Here is a 17,063-nt window from a genome sequence, read left to right on the forward strand (position 1 = left end):
GACAGTTAAACAAATAAAAATATTGCGTTAAAATCCAAATTTAAAAAAGGAGAAATAACACAATAGACTTCTTGCGATACTATGATAATCATTGGATAGGTTACAATAAGTTGGACCATATTTATGTGGACTTTCAAATAAAATATAATTATGAAGAAAGTAGGAATATAAAAATGGGAAGAAATTCATCGGTGTATGAATTTAAAAAACAAATGTCAATATCTAGCAAAAATTTCGCAAAATTATTTAATTGATAATGTTTGTAATGTATATTGATTATTTCAAGGATGATTTGGTTTTGGTTTATGTGCTTTAGATTTGGGAACTTTGTTTTCAATATTTTTAATAGGAACCGGAATGTATTCTAATAAATTATATATTTGATTGTTATATTTTAAATATAATGTTTCATCAAATGCTTTAATTACTGTAATTTTTGTTTTTGAATTAAAGACTTTTAACTTTTTATTATTATAAGCCATATATTTTTTATTGTTATAACTAATTGATGAACCATTGTCTGTTTGTCGCGTTGAAGTGATTAATAAAAATAAATTAATTTTGTCATTATTAGGAGCATCAACAAAGACAGAAATGTTATAATCAATAGGAATGGCAAATTGTTTATTGAATTTGGTTATAAATTATTTTAAGAATGTATTTGCTTCTTCAATAGTGGTTACTCCTGCGAGAATTAATTCATTTTTCAAGCGATCTTGTAGAGTGCCTCATAAACGTTCAATTCGTCCCTTTGCTTGGGGAATTTAAGTAGTTATGATTTCGACACTTAATTCATCACAGCATCGGCTGAATTGAGTAAAGGTGTCTTTTTCTTCGGTTTTATCACTACTTTTTTGGTATGTAAAGATTGTTCGTTTATCGGTATAAAATGTCATGGGAATTCCATAATTTCGTAAAATTTGATGTAAAACATTATAATAACCTTGTAATGTTTCTTGATAAGCAAAATATAATCCAACAACCGTATTTGTTGTATCATCAATTGCGCCATGTAAAAATCATTTTGGACCATTTGGTCCTAATCAATGATGTTCACTGGCATCAGCTTGTAATAGTTCGCCGAAACATTTTCGACGTTCTCTTAAAGGGTGGGTTTTATCTTTTTTCTTTATTTTTTGCTTTCGAGGTGTTTTAATTTGATTTAAGGACATTAATTTGTATAAAACTAAATATTAAATTTTTATTTCTTCATTTTCGATTAATTTTTCTTTGAAATGAGTAAAATTAAAGCCAATATATTTAGTTTTATATAAATTTATAATCTTTTCACAAATTTGTGGATTTGTTTTATTGTGAGCTATCCTTCCACGAGAATGGTGAGCAAATGATTGACTATTTTGTGGATCATAAAGTTTTATAAGTTGTTCAATGCGACGAATTGATAAGTGTAAAATATTTGCAGCTCTTTGCTTTGATATTTTATTGTTAATAATTTTTTCAATTGTTTTGTATTTATGTTGTTCTTTCATTGTTAGTTTTCTTTCCAATGTTATCACCATTTCAAATTAAAAATGGTTGCGAAATTTTTGCTAGATAACTATTACGAAATTATCACAAGATAAGGACATTGAATTTAAAAAACAAATTGTTTTACTTTATCAAAATGGTAAAATCATTCTTGAAATTTTTAAGGAATATGGGATGTCAAAATCATCCGTATATCAGTGAATTGAAAAATTTAATAATTCTGGATCTTTTAAAGCAAAAGATAACCGCACTGTTGAAGAAAATGAACTGATTGCCTTGCGGAAAGAATTAATCCAATTACGAATGGAAAACGACATTTTAAAGCAAGCGGCACTGATAATCGGCAAAAAATAGAAATTATTAACAATAATAAAGGCCAAATTGTAAAGTTAAGTGCAACTAAATTATTTTTCTAACCAAATATTCGATTGGCGAAAGATAATTTAGTATTTTTCTTGGTCTTTGGTTTAAAGACAATATAAATTTATGAACTGCATTTTTAGTAGTATTTGAAAAATTAAATTTTTTAGGAAATTTTTCTCTAATTAAACCATTAGTATTTTAATTAGTACCTCTTTGTCAGGGTGAATATGCATTAGCAAAATAAATTTTCACATTTAAATTTTTTTCAAGTTGTTGTCAATTAGCAAATTCTTTACCACGATCAAATGTTATAGTCTTAACAAGATTATTTGGAAGAATTGATAAATAATGGCTAATATTTTCGTTAATAACTTTAGTAGTTCTATTTTCAACTAATATTGCTAAAGTAAATCTTGATGTTCTTTCAACTAAAGTTATTAAACATGATTTACTTTTACCTCGTGATGATACTACGGTATCACCTTCTCAATGACCAAGAGTTACGCGATTATTAACATTAGCATTTCGTTCTTTAATTGATTTACCATTAAATTTACCCCGATTTTCTTGATATTTTCGTTTCTTACCTTTTCTTCTTAAATTTTTATTAGTAACTTTTTCAAGTAATCCAGAATAAATTCAATTGTAAATTGTTTTAAAACTAATAATTCATTCTTTATGAAAATTTTTAATTCTGCCATAAATTTGTTCGGGTGATCAACCTAATAATAATTTTTGTTGTACATATTTTACTAATTCTCTATTTTTAAACTTATGAAAATAAATATGTGATTGTTTTCTATTTTCTGCTTTATTTTGTGCAATTAATGAAAAATAATGATTATTATCTTTATTTCTATTAACTTCTCGAATAATAGTACTAATACTTCGATTAAGATTTTTAGCTATTTCACTAATTTTTATTTTAAACTTCAATTGATTCTCAATATAAATTCTTTAATCTATGCCAAGATGTTTATATCCCATATAAAAACTCCTTGCTTTATTTTTTCTAATGTATCATGTACGATGAAGCGGCAAAAAACAACTCTTGTTAAATAAAAAGGGTTGTTTTTTTATTTGTAAACCCATAATTATTAATTAATTCAGAGAAAGGGCAGCATCTTAAATTCTTAAAATAGAAACTTTTTATCGCAACTTTAAGTTAACGAAAAAGTTGTATTACACATTTATTAAATATCTTAGAAATTTTTACAAAGTGTACCTTTTTTTCTCCAATTTTAAGGTGTTGTCCTTTCTCTGTTTTAGTTAATTAATTTGGCTAATAAATAAAAAAACTTAATATTAAAGGAAGGAGTAAGTAATGGAAATTAATACGCAACAAACAATCTGTGATGTTGATAATTTCTATAAAGCAATATCATTAATTACCGAAGAATTTTTATCAAATAAAGTTTTATGAACTTGTAAAAAACATAAAGATTTATTAAATCGTACAAAAGATAAAAAACAAACGCGGTTTTATAAAAAATTAGAAAATTCAAAAATTATCTTTGATTGAGAAACTGGTTCTTTTAAACTTTGATTTTATAAAACAACTTAATGCAGTGTGGGACGGTTATTTTAAATAACTAAGTGCTTCCATAAGAACATGAGTTTAAGCTCATTCCCACAGCCAGCCGAGGCAAGTACTGAAATAGTGTATGAGGAAAAATGTAAATCGGCGCTGGTTATATTTAAACTAAGCGATAGTCGTGATAAGTGCAAGGTCAACATCGAACGACAATAAAAATAGAGATGGACACTTTATAAATAAATTTGCGATAGACATTGTCCCATCGAGGATGGCAGCGGTTCTACAAACCACAACGCCAGCACCAGGCTCTTCAAGGTGCAAGTGAATTTATTTTAAAAACTGAACGTTTTGACTTGAAATAGTGCGGATGAAGAGAGAGAATTCTCTGGCTTTACCTCATAAAAACAACTGTCTATTATCTAATAATAAACAAATATTAAATATATTATCGCCACCGCTAACCCCCAGTGAAGCGGATGGCGTAGTAAATAAATAGATAAATACTTATATAACTAATTCTCGCTTTGGCACTTTCACTTGGGAGTGAGTGCCAGCGAATTAAAAATAGGAGGAAATATAATGGAATATAAAAGTTTGTATATTAATAAAACTTGAAGTGAAATAACAACATCATTTGATTGAGTGAATTGTCAACCTGTTAATTGTCGTATTTCTCATCATAAAAATCATTATGATTTACAGTGTTTAGAATGAGCAAAAATGTACTTAAATTTATTTGAAGATAAATGAGATGTTATTGCTTCTTATATGCAACATTACAAAATTAACGATATTTTAGATTTAGCATCAGATGGTTGAAAAATATTACAAATTGAGAAAAAAATAAAACAAATAATTTAGAAGGTTTATATGAAAAAGTTAAATAAAATTTGTCTTAAACAAAGATATTGAGGTTATTGTTTTCATAAAGAATGCAATAAAGAAAATAAATTGAATGAATTAATGCTTAAAAGTTATCCAGTTTCATTTGAAGATATGACTGATGAACATTGAGCATTAAACAATAAAAATAATTAGGAGGAATAAGAAAATGTCATATTGTATTAGTGATTACTTAAATGAAAAATGAATTAATAATAACGCATTAAAAATTAGTAATAAAGATATTATTTATGCACAAATTGATAGTGACTATGATATGAGTTGAGAATTAAATTTATATCTTAAATTTGGTAATGAAGAGCGACATGTAGGTAATATTTCATTGCCAAAAGATTTTGATTTAAATTTAAAATGATATGAAATTGATGAGGTTAAAGGTTTAATAGATGATTATTTAGAAGATGAAGAAGCAGACTACGAAGTGATAAATTATGAATAATATGTGAAAAGATGAAAGTGGTTATGTTTATAGCGAAGAAGATTTATTTAATATCGCATTAGAAGAATGTTGTTCAGAAGAGACTGCTTACGAATATATTGATAATTTAATTATGGATATGAATTTGGAGGAAATTTAATTATGGCAGATTTAAAGTTAAATAATCAAATTAAAAATATTACCTATCCATTTTATTTAAAAGGTAATGATTTTAAAGAATTAAGTTTAAAAGCATTACCGATTAAAAATTGAATTGATAATCACGGTAAAGAATTAGCAGAGTTTATCTATCGTCATCTTAATCATTATGCATTAAATGGTTATCAAGATATACATTTAAAAGATATACCCAGTGCTATTAGTAAAATTGATTTTGTTTTTAGAGAACCATTAGAATTAATAAAAGATTTTAAAGATGAATTAAATCGAATTAGAGTTAATATTATTAATTTAGAAAAAGTACTTCAAAATAATAAAATTGAAATTAAAAATAGCCTAATACAAGTTCAATACTTAAAACAACAACAGTTTATTCAAACTAAAAAACAAGAACAAGAAAATAGGGTTGAATATGCTAATAACTTAACGCCTGATATGGGGTTAGACATGGACCAAATTGAAGATGAACAAGTTCGTGTTATGGAAGATGTAGCAAAAATAGAACAAGATTTAGAAAAAACTACTAGTAAATTTCGGAAAGAAAAAATATTAATTAAAGATATTGATATTTTGGGTGTTAATGATGATTTTTTACAAAATGCTGATAAATTAGAACTTATTAATTTAATTAAAAATTATTTAATTGTTGATGAACAAATTGTTAAAAACGAAATTAAAAAACAATGAGATAGTAATAAAAACATTAATACTATTGGTGTTAATGGAATTAAATTCAAAATAAATAAAGGAGAGAAATAATTATGAATAATCAAATGGGAATAAAAGAATTAGTAGCAACAGCAGTTAAAGCATATGAATTAAATGTTAATGCTAAATATTTACAAGAAAATTTAATTTCTTTACAAGAACTAAAATTAAAAAATAATCAAAGTTATATGAATTTAGTGGGTAATGCTGATAATGGAAAAATTACAGCCTTAGGAATTATTAATTTAAGTAATAAAGGTTTAATTTTTGGCAAAGATTTTAATATTATTCCATTTAAAAATAAATTAACAACTATTATTGATAGTAGTGTGTTTCAAAAAAGAATGGAACAAGAAAATTGAATGTTAAAACGAGGAATTATTTATAAAAGTGAAAAATTTGTATGAGATACCGATTTACAAAAACCAAAATTACATGAAATAGATTTTATGACAAATACCAGTCAATATGAAAATATTATTGGTGCTTATGCTTTTGGAATTAATCGTTTAACTGGTGAAACAAAAGGAATTTTATTAAGAAAAGCCGATATTGACCGTTTAAAAAATAGTAGTCCAAGTGGAAATAGTGAATATTCGCCTTGAAATAAATGACCAAAAGAAATGGTTGAAGCAAAATTATATCGTAAATTAGCCCAAGAATTAGGTGTAGATATTACTGACATTGATTTAGATGAAAAAGAAATTAAAGAAGATGGTAATTTTGATTATATACCTTTTAATGATATTACTGTCGCCAAAAATAAGGGGCATATGAGCGATGAACCCTTATCAAACAATATAAAATACCTCATCTTATATAGAAATAGCGGATACAAACAATAATGTAGTTAAAGAAGAAGATATCTCTAATGTAGTACCAACAGTTAATAATAATGATGAAGAATGAGCAACTTGATAAAAATAGGTATTGACCCATCAGGGACTGGTACTACTGCTATCGTTACTTTTAAAGATAATAAATTAATTGATAAATCCGAATATACACATTATGATTGAATTACACAACCCGATATTATTTTAGATGTATTAAGACCAGATGCAATTATTAATATTGAAGATTGTTTATATACATCTGCTAATGCAAGTAAAGATAGGGATGATTTATTAAAAGTAATTGGAACAGTTAAATACAATACAAAAAAAGTGCACAATATTAATTGAGTATCACCAAAACATACTAAATCAATTGTTAAAAATATGGAAAATTTAAGTAAATATAATGATAGTTGTATATGAGAATTTGATAAAGATAGTAATTTAATTTATCAATATGGTAAAGGTTGAAAATATAATAATGATAAGATAAGTAATCATTTACGAGATGCAATTATTATTGCTAATTATGAGGTTTAATATTATGAAAGAATCATATAATCAAAAAACAGGAAAATATTATTCTTGTAAAATTCGAAATGTTAATATTTACTTAAATAAAAATGAAGAAAAAGTTTGAAATAAATTATCTAACTTTGATACTTATTCACAACGAATAGAATATCTTATTAATTTTTATATAAGTCACAACAAAGAAAAATAAAAAATAACCTTAATTGGTTATTTTTTTAAATACTATTTGTTAGTTGTCTAATAGCATCTTTTTGTGCTTGTTTTTTGTCGTTTACTTTAACTTGTTTTTTAACATTTTTAATTTGACCTGTTTTAAGGGCTAATTCTGTTGCATAATCAGGTCCTCGTAAATGTTTTTCGTGGGCAATAACAGCAGTTCTTAATTCTCTAAGTTCTGCTTTATATTTTTTAATTTTTTTAGCAGATAATCCAAGAATGCCAATACTACCCATTCCACCAGCGCCAGCTAACACAAGTAAAGCAATCATTAATGTTTCATTCATTTTTTTGCTTCCTTTCTTATCCTTACTTAAACAGTGGCCATCCATTCTTTCAGAACAAAATAATTTATAAATTAAGCTATATAACCACCCAAAAATATCTACCACCCCTATATATAGTCTATTTTAATAAAATTTAATTATTAGTTTCATAATTATTATTTATATTTAATTTTTTGTTATTTTCTTCTTGTTTTTGTTTTTTAATATTTTCGTTTTGTATATTTTTAAATATTTCTTCTGTTATACCATCTAAATTATTTCATTGTTTTGCTATTCTTGGTTGAATAACGCGCGGATTAATCCGACAATCTAAACAATGTCTTAAATGGTCTTTTTTTCATTTTGATTTATCAATTCCAATAATAATTAAAGAAATAATTAAAGTAATCAAAGGTAAAGTTGTAAATAATAATCCCATTTTAGAAACTTTTAATCGTGGAATATCAATTTTCATATCTACTTTGGGTTTACTACTAGCAACAAATATACCTTGAATTCCATGGGTAAATAAAGGTGTTAATAAAATGGCAATCCCATTGCCTCAATATTGACCATAATTATATCAATCAATTTTTCCTTTAATTGCATCAATCATTCCATATTCCAATCAACAATTTAATGCTAAAAATATTAAAGTATAAAAACTAACTACTCAACTCCTAATTTTATATTTTCTTTCTCATTCTCTAATATCTTTATGAGTTCAATTATAAGTTGGAATAGGATCTTTTTTAAATCAATTTCAAGGTAATGCACCCTTTAATCAAGTTGTTTTATCTTGCTTCATTAATTAAACCCCTTTCTAACTTACTTTTTTTCTTTCAATGTGTAAATCAGAAAGTGTTCCATCTGTCCCACCAGTACGTATAGCAATAATTCCATCACCTTCTAATTCTACACGATGAGAAAAAACGTTTTCTAATTCAAATGATCCAACAGTTATTTTTCCCCTAAAATTTTTGTATGTTGATAAATAATAATGATTTTGATTACTTGTTTTAATTCAAATATTGTATTTATAATTTTCTTTATCTCAATTTTGTATTTCATAATCAAACCTTGTATTATCTAAATCACTAGTGTCAACAATTTCTCAATCTGAAATATTTGTTTTTCAAACCCCATTATCATAATAAATCGTATCATTATCAAACGGAACAACAAGTTTAATATATTCATTATAATCAATTTTACTATAATCGATAATTGTTGGATGAGTAATATTAATAGTGTTATCAGTTTGAACGCGTTCTTTTAAATAAAATAATAAACTGTCATAAAATGTTTTTTTCGTAATATATTTATATTCTTCTTCTCAAGGATGAGCATAATTCCCTAAATGATAATTATATGGTCTATCAACCGTTTTACTAGATATAATATCAATTATTTCACCAGCTAATTTTAAAGCATTTTTAACATCACGAGTAATATTTTCATTTGCTTCGGGGTCATTTGTTTGTGAATATGCCACACCACCTTGTGAAAATGAAGCACTACCAGTTAAATCATTAACTCCTTTTGGTAAATATCAATTCATAACTGCTAATAAACAAGCAGATTGAATATAACTTAATCATTTATCATATTCAATTAAACCTGTATTATCTTTTTTTACTCATGGAAATAAATCTTTTTTATTAATCTTATCTGAAATTGTCCCACCTGATAATCTATCCATTCATAAACTAGTTTTTAAGATAGCATTATAAATTAAATTATCATTATAAGCAGATTGCTTACGATCATTAATAGGTTGTCAAAGTTTACTTTTTTTAACATCTTCAACTGTTATAAATAACAAATTATTTAAATTACTTTCCATATAATACACCCCTTAATTGATTACGATATTTATTTCTTAAATTAGATAGTTTATAACTATTAACTTTTCTTTGTACTTTTTTAATTTTTTTAATAGTTTGATTAGTTTTATAAAACATACTTTTAACTGGTGTTTTATATAAATTCTTAATATTTTTAACATCGCTTTTTCGCTCTCGATACCATTTTTTATTATTAATTTCACCAGCAAAATTGAAATTAAAGTGTCCAATCTTTAAATTATTAATAAACGTTTTAATTTGTTGTAATTTTTGAATATGTGGTAATGTTAATTTAATATTTCCTTTTGGGTATTTTTCTTTTAATTCTTTTGGTAATCTTTTTTTAATATAATCTCTTAAATGACTAGGTAATCATTTTCTTAATCAATAACGCCAAAATAAAGTTCCTGCATTAGACACAGCATTACTTAATAATTTTCAAATTTCAACTGGAACACTAGGATAAACATATGGACCATAAAACTTCGGGTGTTTTGCTGTTTTTGTATATATTAAAATAGTTAAATTACCTGTTAAAGTTAACTTATTTGTTATATTAAACATACCACTATTAAGCCAACTACTATTTAAAGGTTGTCAATTAGTGTTTAGATAATTTTCTTTTTTAAATTGTTCTCTATTTTTAATATTGTTATCTTTTTCTAATTTACTTAATATTTGTTGAATTTCTTTTTTATGACCTTTTTTAATTAAATTTAAATAAGTAAATGGATTTAATCATTGATAAATATCTTCAATTTTATTTGTAATCTTTTGAAAAGGATTAGCATAATATGAAGCAAACTTATTAACCTTATTAATTAAATTAACAAACTTATTTATTAAAGGTTTATTTCCTAAATTTTCTGTTAATAAAGTTAAAATTCGTAATATTAATAAATTCATTGTTTATTAAGAATTTTTAATTACTACTTCAATTGACTTTGTTTTACCAGTTGCTTTGTTTTTACCTTCAATTAAAACTTCAACAATTTTATCATTTGTAATATCAATTGGTCAGTCTTCACCTTTAGGATTAATAGAATAATCAAAATCATTTTCAGTTAAAGAACTATCTACAGTTTTAACTGCTTTTAAAACAACGTCTTTAAATTGTGGTTTTAATCATCCATCACTAACATCTTTGGGATCTGGTAAATTAATGATTGGTTTATCTAATTTATTTATTTTACTAATATCTATTTTAGCAACATCTGGTGTTAAAATTACATTAGATTTTGTTGTATTTATTGGTGTAGAAATTTCATAATCAACCGGCACTCTAAATGTTTTATTTAAATTACTTTTAGCAGTATCAATTTCTTCTTGTGTTGGTTGTTTTTCTAAAATAATCTTACATGTTTTTGGATATAAAATTGTTGGTGTTGCATATTGTACTTTACCAATTCATTTAGGGTTAGCAGTATCATTATCTAAAACTTGTTGAATAGTATCCATATTAATTGGATATGCTCATACTTGTTTATTAATAAGTAAACCATTTATATTAGTAAAATTATAACCTTTATCTCGGTTAACTTGTCCTTTTGTATATGTTTTTTCTAAATGAAAACTTTTTGATACCGGAATACCCATTGCGGTATTTTCATATAATTCACCGTTAACCATTGCTTTTAATTGAGCTTGTTAACCAATTACTTTTAAATAAGCAGGTGTTAATCCTAAATAGGATCTTCGTCCTAAAACCATAAACATTTTATCGGTTGGCAATCCAAAATATAAACTACTAATTTGATTTGTTAATTCAATCAAAGTTTCATTTAATGTAAAGAATGCTTTATTTGCTTCATCGGCACTATCGGCTGTATAACTACGAAATGGAATTACTTAATATTGACCATCTGCTAAACAATAATCATAAATAGCCTGAATTAATTCACATTCTAAATTAACAAATTTATTCTGTACAACACTAGCAATAGCATCAGCAATAACACCATTTTTAATATTTTGTTCTATCATTGCTAAGTCAAATGCTTCATTCATTAATTTTAAATTAAATCTTTTATTAATAGGCACCGGAATTCTTGTTAATCCCATTGTTTGAGTTGCCCCACCATTTGGTAATGAATAATCATCTTGTCATACCACACGATGAGTTAAATTATATAATGCTTGTCCTGAATTAGGTAATCAAGCAACTTGTTCAGCAGTTGCAGTTGCATATTGCATAATACTTGCATGCTCATTCATTAATGGTCCTCTTAACATAGCGTTAACCATATCAACATAGGCTTTTTGACCTGTTGTATTACCTTGTAATGTAAAAGGTACTTGTGGCAAATTAATTGTTGCCATAATATTCACTCCCTTATTATCTAAGTTTTTTAAGTGTATAATCAGTTAATTTCTTAATTTCTTCTGGAGTATATGCTCCTTTTTCTTTAATAGTTTCAATTTCATCATTTTTATTTTCAACCGAATTTTCAATCATATCTTTAATTAAATTAGTTGGTGAAACTGATGGTTGTTCTTCGACAAACAAATCAGGTTTTAATTCTTTTAAAGTTTGCATTTTTTCAAATAAAGAACTACCACTAACTTTTTCTAAATTAGTTTTAATATCTTCAATTTTAGTAGATGGAACATCTTTAAAGGCTTTTAATTCATCTAATTCATTAGATAATTTAATAAAGTCTTCTTTTGATATAACATCTTCGCGTTTTTGCACACTTTCTCTAATTTGCTTTGCTTCATTATTAAACTGATTTAAGATATTTTCTGCAATTTCTTCACTTAAACCTTGTTCGATTAATTGTTCTTTTATAAGTGCCATTTTATAAACTCCTCTTTTTTTATCCTTGTCCGATTAACAAGTCAGCGTAACTCTTTTTTACGGAAAAAGATTAAACCTATGCCTTCATTATATACTATTATTTTACTAATACAACACTTTATGTAAAAATAAATAAACTTAATATATTTCATTGCTAATTTACCCCTTAAAACGTGTATTAATAGCTTTTTAACAAGATAAAAGTTTTTAAAATAATTACTAATTTTGCTTGTATATATATATATATATATATATACTGGGAATAGATCTTGATAAAAAGTTTCAAGATTAAGAAACGGAGAAAAACAAGTATGAAAAAATTACTTAGTTTATTAAGTGTATTAACTATTGTTGGAACTGCTGTACCAACAACAATTGCCGCTAGTCCATATCAAAAAGAAAATAGTAAATTAAATCGAGTTAAAAGAGACACTCAACCTCAATATTGACAACAACAATATAGTCCGGCAGAGTGTTTTTATAATCCGATAGATTTTAATCGCACCGTACGTTATAATAAAAACGGCACTTGAGAATATGACAATATTACTCAAAGTGAGAGAAATTGTTTATGACAAAAAGGTATTAGAGAAGCAAATTTTAGAGCACAACAAAGAATTCAAGAATGAAATAGTTATTATGAAAAACAAAGAATTGAACAACAACAACATAATTATAATCAACAAGTTAAGAGAGAGTGAGAAAAAGAACAACTTCTAAAATTCAAAAACGATTTAATACAAGCAGAAAAAGAAGGAGCAAACTTAACTGATGATTTAAGAGCTGCTTTTAAAATGCACGGACCTAAAGTTATTGGTGCTGGAACAGGTGCTTTAACGGGGGTAACTATTGGTCTTTTATGTGGCCCCGGGGCACCCGTTTGTTCTGCTGTTGGTTCAGTAATTGGAGCAATTGTTGGAGCGATTTCTGGTGGTGTTGCTTATGAAATAATAAATAGAATATAATAAATAAAATTATTATATTTATGGAAATAATATAAAAGTTATTTCCTTTTTTAATTAAATTAACAAACTTTATAAAAATACAAAGGAATTAAAAATATGAAAAAAATATTAAGTATCATAGGTGTAATATCATTAATAGGAACAAGTACAACAAGTTTAATTGCTTGTAATACACCACAATATAGTGAAGATGAATTAGCAAAGTTAAAAGAAGAAAATAAAATAGATACAAAAGATGAAAATATTAAAAACAATTTAGAATGAATAACACCACAAGAAAAACCATTTAATACGGTTGATAACAAATATTATTATGTAGTATGGCGTGGCGATAAAAATGATAGTTGGTATTTAACTAAATTTAATAATAATACATACGATACAATAATTATTAGAGGTTATAAAGATGATTATAGTTTAATGTATAGAGTTAATGGTTATTTTGGAATACATAGTAAAAAAAATAATTTTGAAGGAAAAGAGTCTTATTTTCACTATTGAAAAAATAAAAATGATAATTATTTTAAATCAGTTTATCGTTGAAATTTAGATACGACAGAGCCTAATTTAATTTTAAATGAAAATGGTAATGTAAAAGTTAATTAATAACTTTAATTTTGTCGAAAACTCTTGATATTTTAACAAAACCCTGATTTTATTAGGTTTTTGATAAAATGTATTTCTTGCAAATATCTATATTTTATAAGGGTTTTTGACTTTATCAAGAGTTTTCGACAAAATTAAAGATTAATAACAAAAAAGAGATATAAATATCTTTTTTTCTATTTTTATCTTGGTTTAATTGTAATTTTAACTGGGTTAATACTTTTATTTTTAATTCCCAAGAAATTTGGGTTAGAAATATATATTGTTATATCTTTGATATTTCCCCAATATTTTGGTTTTGCATAAAAATCAACATAAAAACTTTGCAAAATAGGTAATAGTACTTTTGTAAATCTAATTTTTAATTTTACATTATTAGTATAATATGCTTGTAAATATGTTTCTTTAATTTTATCTTTATCAGTAAAAACTAATTTTGTTATTTGTAAAAAAAATCTTACACCGAAAATGTTATCCAATGTATTATATACATTAAGATAATTTTCACTTGGTATTCCATTAGCAAGACCAGTAGCATATTTTGTTTCAGTATCATTTATTTTTATATTTTTAGTATATAAAGTTATTGTATTATCAAAATTAACTTTATCTGTTTGTGATAAACCCTCTTGTTGTAAGGTTATATTTGCTAATGAAAATAAATTATTGCTACAATCATTGGCACCACCAAATATATTAACATTTCTATTAGGAATAAAATTTTCGATATCAGGTGACCCACATTCAACTTGTAAATTATTAAGATTAGTTATTTCAATGGTTTTATAAACATCTTGGAATTTACTAATACTTTGAATTGTTGGGTCAATTTGTTTTAAATCAATTTCAGTTTCATAATAACCATAATTAAATTCATCAGAAAATAAATTAACTAAACGACTGCCTGTTTTTTTGCATTGTGGTGGTGCTGTAATTTTAGTTTTTAATGGTTTTGCTGTATTAGCACCTCAGATATCTTTGGTATAAGTTTTATAGTTATATGGAACTGGTGGCAAGACATATTGTGGGTAATTAAATGTTGGTATTTCATAGTCATGTGGTAATAAGAAACTAGTTTTATAATTAGTTGTCATATCGCGTAAATAATTATTTAATACACTTTTTGTTTTTCCACGAAAACTCCATACTGATAATCTTAAATAATCTTCTTCATTATTTGTATATGGGTTATCAGCATAAAAGATAATTTCAAAATTACCTTTATATAATGATTGTATTGAAAACATATCAATAATATAACTACAATTTGTCCCATCTGGTGTTTGTAAGAATTCACAATCATTATCTTCTTCACTATAACTAACTGGTGTTTGAGCATCTACTGCTGTTGTAAGTTCATTAATTAAATAAATTCGGTTAGTTTTTTCGTTTAATTGTTTTAGATTATATGTTGAATAAACTATATTATTTGTTGGTTTACCATCCTTAGTTAAAACAGTACCTACTAATTTATCAGTTAATAAAGTAGTAAACCCGAAACTAGTAGCATTTGCTCCAAAAATAGCACCAACTTTATCATTGCCTTGTTCTCTAAATATTTCAAAAGGTAAATAACATTTACCTTTTGAGTTTTCAGACCAAAAAGCATCATTATAAAAACTATAAATATTAGCACTCATAAATCCATTTAATCATTGAAAATTAGGTCAAGTTTTTTCATCTTGATTAATAACTCAGCCTCATGGAATACCAAATGAAATAAAGTTTAAGAATTTACCAACACCACCCGGTATTGTAAAAGGATTAAACACTAATTTTTGTGTATAGTTTAAAGGTAATACTGTTATTTGGCGATTAATAAAATTATTCATATTTAAAATATCTCAAACATTACATGAACCCATTTTATTGTATTCAATTTGAACACTACCAACAGTATTACCAAATTCATCTTTTCTTCTAAAATATGATGATGCTTGGGTACTAATAATATTATTAACGTCACCACTATTTACTTTTATTTGACTTGGTGGTGTTATTTTTCAATTTTTAGACCAATAAAATTTAGAGTCCTTATTTTCTTCATTAATAGTTGTTCCAACAGCGGGATTAGTTGCTGTCGAACTTTCTTGGTCAGTTATAACAATACCCTCACTATTTTTTTGCTTTCAAAAATCATATCTACTTTCCATATCTTTTTTTCAGTTTTCATAACCGGTTATCATTGTTGGTTGAATCCCTTGAATGTTATATCAACTTACTTCTGGTGATGCATAAGTATTTACTTTATCAGGCGGACACGGATACATGTTATACATTAATAAATCTCGTGAATTCATTACTTTTGGATTAAATTGACCTTTAATAATTGGTCTCCCAATTACAGGCATATCAAAAAAGATCGGATTACCATAAAATTTAACGGCCATTGCTCTAACACCGGGGTCTTTTAATAACATATCATCTAATTCAATAGTTGATGTATTTGTTTTCTCATTATAAGTTATTTTAGGAAAACAATAACCTTCCCCAGGTGCTGATGTTTGAATAAATTGTCGTACTGATAAACCACTATTACTAATTTTGTCATTAATACTTGAAAAGGTAATTTCTTGTCATAAAAAACTACCATCTCATGGTGAATAATAATTAATAACATTTGATGGATATAATCATTGTCTATCTTGGGGCGCAATATTTATATTACCCCCACCAATATTTAAACCATGGTCATTAAAAACCGTATAAAAATTATAATAATCATTAATATTTAATTTACTTGCATCTTCATCTAAAATTAATAAAGTATATTGTCTTTCAGTTGATTGCTGAGTAAATACTTGTTCAAATTTAGCTTCTCCAAATTGAATTGAACTTCTATCATCAATCATATAAGCATCTCAATATTTACCAACCTTAACTTCTTTTGTATAAAAATTATCAGCTTTATTATCATTATTAATAAAATAACTTAATTTATATTGCTTTAAGTATGCTAACATTCTATTAATATCATAAATGTTTTCACCATCAATTAATTTTCAATAAACATTATTATTTTCATCTTTTAATTTTATAGCGAAAGGTGTTTCATTATTTGCTCATATAGTTGAATTAATTGATTGTTTACTAAAATCATCAATTGTTAATATCTTAATTTCTTCACCTTTATATTTTTGGACTATTTTTAAACTATCTTGTCATTGAGCAATCGTACTTTCCATATTATCAAATATTCTTGAATAACTACCATAATCACTAGGCTTTGCGTTATTAGGTTTTCAACCTGTTTCAGTATCAGGAATATATGAACTATAAACATTAAAAGGAAATACCATTCAATGTCTATTATCTTTTATATTTTCTCTGATATCTATTAAAGTATCGTGGGCTTGTCTTCTTAGTTCTTCGATAACTCCTGAGTTAATTCTACTCATT

General features: G+C 25.4%; 25 protein-coding genes. 12 read left to right on the forward strand and 13 right to left on the reverse strand.

Annotated elements, in window-relative coordinates:
• Window positions 1-242: 242 nt before the first annotated feature.
• The 3 genes from ACQH23_RS10030 to ACQH23_RS10040 all read right to left on the reverse strand — a co-directional run bounded on the left by ACQH23_RS10030 (window position 243) and on the right by ACQH23_RS10040 (window position 1,490).
• On the reverse strand, window positions 243-482 hold the full coding sequence (locus tag ACQH23_RS10030; RefSeq protein ID WP_425378219.1) for a hypothetical protein: 240 nt from the start codon (window positions 480-482) through the stop codon (window positions 243-245).
• A 282-nt stretch (window positions 483-764) separates the two neighbouring features.
• A complete protein-coding gene (locus tag ACQH23_RS10035; RefSeq protein ID WP_425378220.1) occupies window positions 765-1,172 on the reverse strand; it encodes a hypothetical protein in 408 nt (135 codons plus the stop codon).
• A 21-nt stretch (window positions 1,173-1,193) separates the two neighbouring features.
• Window positions 1,194-1,490: a hypothetical protein gene (locus tag ACQH23_RS10040; protein ID WP_425378221.1), complete on the reverse strand. Its 297-nt coding sequence runs from the start codon at window positions 1,488-1,490 to the stop codon at window positions 1,194-1,196.
• A 172-nt stretch (window positions 1,491-1,662) separates the two neighbouring features.
• Here ACQH23_RS10040 and ACQH23_RS10045 point away from each other — a divergent pair, with 172 nt between their 5' ends.
• Complete coding sequence (locus tag ACQH23_RS10045) at window positions 1,663-1,842, forward strand: hypothetical protein (protein WP_425378222.1); 180 nt, start codon at window positions 1,663-1,665, stop codon at window positions 1,840-1,842.
• 207 nt (window positions 1,843-2,049) lie between these two features.
• Here ACQH23_RS10045 and ACQH23_RS10050 read toward each other — a convergent pair whose 3' ends face one another.
• Entirely contained in the window at window positions 2,050-2,787 is a 738-nt protein-coding gene (locus ACQH23_RS10050) for an IS30 family transposase (RefSeq protein WP_425378223.1), read from the reverse strand.
• A 388-nt stretch (window positions 2,788-3,175) separates the two neighbouring features.
• Between ACQH23_RS10050 and ACQH23_RS10055 the strand changes: the two genes are divergently transcribed.
• From ACQH23_RS10055 to ACQH23_RS10095, 9 genes are all read left to right on the forward strand, one after another.
• Window positions 3,176-3,415 (forward strand): hypothetical protein, encoded by a 240-nt coding sequence (locus ACQH23_RS10055; RefSeq protein ID WP_425378224.1) that lies wholly within the window; start codon window positions 3,176-3,178, stop codon window positions 3,413-3,415.
• A gap of 516 nt (window positions 3,416-3,931) precedes the next feature.
• Window positions 3,932-4,249 (forward strand): hypothetical protein, encoded by a 318-nt coding sequence (locus ACQH23_RS10060; protein WP_425378225.1) that lies wholly within the window; start codon window positions 3,932-3,934, stop codon window positions 4,247-4,249.
• A 9-nt stretch (window positions 4,250-4,258) separates the two neighbouring features.
• Window positions 4,259-4,426 carry a hypothetical protein gene (locus tag ACQH23_RS10065; protein WP_425378226.1) on the forward strand — a complete coding sequence of 56 codons (168 nt, stop codon included), beginning with the start codon at window positions 4,259-4,261 and terminating at the stop codon, window positions 4,424-4,426.
• A gap of 13 nt (window positions 4,427-4,439) precedes the next feature.
• Window positions 4,440-4,730 carry a hypothetical protein gene (locus ACQH23_RS10070; RefSeq protein WP_425377634.1) on the forward strand — a complete coding sequence of 97 codons (291 nt, stop codon included), beginning with the start codon at window positions 4,440-4,442 and terminating at the stop codon, window positions 4,728-4,730.
• Window positions 4,723-4,869, forward strand: a complete 147-nt coding sequence (locus ACQH23_RS10075) for a hypothetical protein (protein ID WP_425377635.1) — start codon at window positions 4,723-4,725, stop codon at window positions 4,867-4,869. Before ACQH23_RS10070 ends, ACQH23_RS10075 begins: the two co-directional genes overlap by 8 nt.
• Before the next feature lie 2 nt (window positions 4,870-4,871).
• Complete coding sequence (locus tag ACQH23_RS10080) at window positions 4,872-5,648, forward strand: hypothetical protein (RefSeq protein ID WP_425377636.1); 777 nt, start codon at window positions 4,872-4,874, stop codon at window positions 5,646-5,648.
• A gap of 2 nt (window positions 5,649-5,650) precedes the next feature.
• On the forward strand, window positions 5,651-6,442 hold the full coding sequence (locus ACQH23_RS10085; RefSeq protein ID WP_425378227.1) for a recombinase RecT: 792 nt from the start codon (window positions 5,651-5,653) through the stop codon (window positions 6,440-6,442).
• Between the two features lie 60 nt (window positions 6,443-6,502).
• A complete protein-coding gene (locus ACQH23_RS10090) occupies window positions 6,503-6,973 on the forward strand; it encodes a hypothetical protein (RefSeq protein ID WP_425377638.1) in 471 nt (156 codons plus the stop codon).
• Window positions 6,974-6,977: 4 nt separating this feature from the next.
• The gene (locus ACQH23_RS10095; RefSeq protein WP_425378228.1) at window positions 6,978-7,157 is read left to right on the forward strand and encodes a hypothetical protein; all 180 of its coding nucleotides are present in this window, start codon (window positions 6,978-6,980) and stop codon (window positions 7,155-7,157) included.
• A 25-nt stretch (window positions 7,158-7,182) separates the two neighbouring features.
• On the opposite strand, the gene ACQH23_RS10100 is transcribed toward ACQH23_RS10095, so the two are convergent.
• From ACQH23_RS10100 to ACQH23_RS10135, 8 genes are all read right to left on the reverse strand, one after another.
• Window positions 7,183-7,515, reverse strand: a complete 333-nt coding sequence (locus ACQH23_RS10100; protein ID WP_425377673.1) for a hypothetical protein — start codon at window positions 7,513-7,515, stop codon at window positions 7,183-7,185.
• Window positions 7,516-7,603: 88 nt separating this feature from the next.
• Complete coding sequence (locus tag ACQH23_RS10105; protein ID WP_425377674.1) at window positions 7,604-8,257, reverse strand: hypothetical protein; 654 nt, start codon at window positions 8,255-8,257, stop codon at window positions 7,604-7,606.
• 15 nt (window positions 8,258-8,272) lie between these two features.
• Window positions 8,273-9,295 carry a hypothetical protein gene (locus tag ACQH23_RS10110; RefSeq protein ID WP_425378229.1) on the reverse strand — a complete coding sequence of 341 codons (1,023 nt, stop codon included), beginning with the start codon at window positions 9,293-9,295 and terminating at the stop codon, window positions 8,273-8,275.
• Window positions 9,285-10,202 carry a hypothetical protein gene (locus ACQH23_RS10115; RefSeq protein WP_425378230.1) on the reverse strand — a complete coding sequence of 306 codons (918 nt, stop codon included), beginning with the start codon at window positions 10,200-10,202 and terminating at the stop codon, window positions 9,285-9,287. Before ACQH23_RS10115 ends, ACQH23_RS10110 begins: the two co-directional genes overlap by 11 nt.
• Window positions 10,203-10,208: 6 nt before the next feature.
• Window positions 10,209-10,925 carry a hypothetical protein gene (locus tag ACQH23_RS10120; RefSeq protein ID WP_425378231.1) on the reverse strand — a complete coding sequence of 239 codons (717 nt, stop codon included), beginning with the start codon at window positions 10,923-10,925 and terminating at the stop codon, window positions 10,209-10,211.
• A gap of 18 nt (window positions 10,926-10,943) precedes the next feature.
• Window positions 10,944-11,069 (reverse strand): hypothetical protein, encoded by a 126-nt coding sequence (locus ACQH23_RS10125; protein WP_425378232.1) that lies wholly within the window; start codon window positions 11,067-11,069, stop codon window positions 10,944-10,946.
• A gap of 75 nt (window positions 11,070-11,144) precedes the next feature.
• Window positions 11,145-11,615: a hypothetical protein gene (locus ACQH23_RS10130; RefSeq protein ID WP_425377890.1), complete on the reverse strand. Its 471-nt coding sequence runs from the start codon at window positions 11,613-11,615 to the stop codon at window positions 11,145-11,147.
• Between the two features lie 16 nt (window positions 11,616-11,631).
• Window positions 11,632-12,093 (reverse strand): hypothetical protein, encoded by a 462-nt coding sequence (locus tag ACQH23_RS10135; RefSeq protein ID WP_425378233.1) that lies wholly within the window; start codon window positions 12,091-12,093, stop codon window positions 11,632-11,634.
• 311 nt (window positions 12,094-12,404) lie between these two features.
• Between ACQH23_RS10135 and ACQH23_RS10140 the strand changes: the two genes are divergently transcribed.
• Together ACQH23_RS10140 and ACQH23_RS10145 are read left to right on the forward strand one after the other, a co-directional pair.
• Window positions 12,405-13,058 (forward strand): hypothetical protein, encoded by a 654-nt coding sequence (locus ACQH23_RS10140; RefSeq protein WP_425378234.1) that lies wholly within the window; start codon window positions 12,405-12,407, stop codon window positions 13,056-13,058.
• Between the two features lie 96 nt (window positions 13,059-13,154).
• On the forward strand, window positions 13,155-13,664 hold the full coding sequence (locus ACQH23_RS10145) for a lipoprotein (RefSeq protein ID WP_425378235.1): 510 nt from the start codon (window positions 13,155-13,157) through the stop codon (window positions 13,662-13,664).
• Between the two features lie 182 nt (window positions 13,665-13,846).
• Here ACQH23_RS10145 and ACQH23_RS10150 read toward each other — a convergent pair whose 3' ends face one another.
• Window positions 13,847-17,062 (reverse strand): hypothetical protein, encoded by a 3,216-nt coding sequence (locus tag ACQH23_RS10150; RefSeq protein ID WP_425378236.1) that lies wholly within the window; start codon window positions 17,060-17,062, stop codon window positions 13,847-13,849.
• Between the last annotated feature and the right edge of the window lies 1 nt (window position 17,063).

It is taken from the genome of Spiroplasma endosymbiont of Polydrusus pterygomalis (assembly GCF_964030635.1).
GTDB lineage: Bacteria > Bacillota_I > Bacilli_A > Mycoplasmatales > Mycoplasmataceae > Spiroplasma.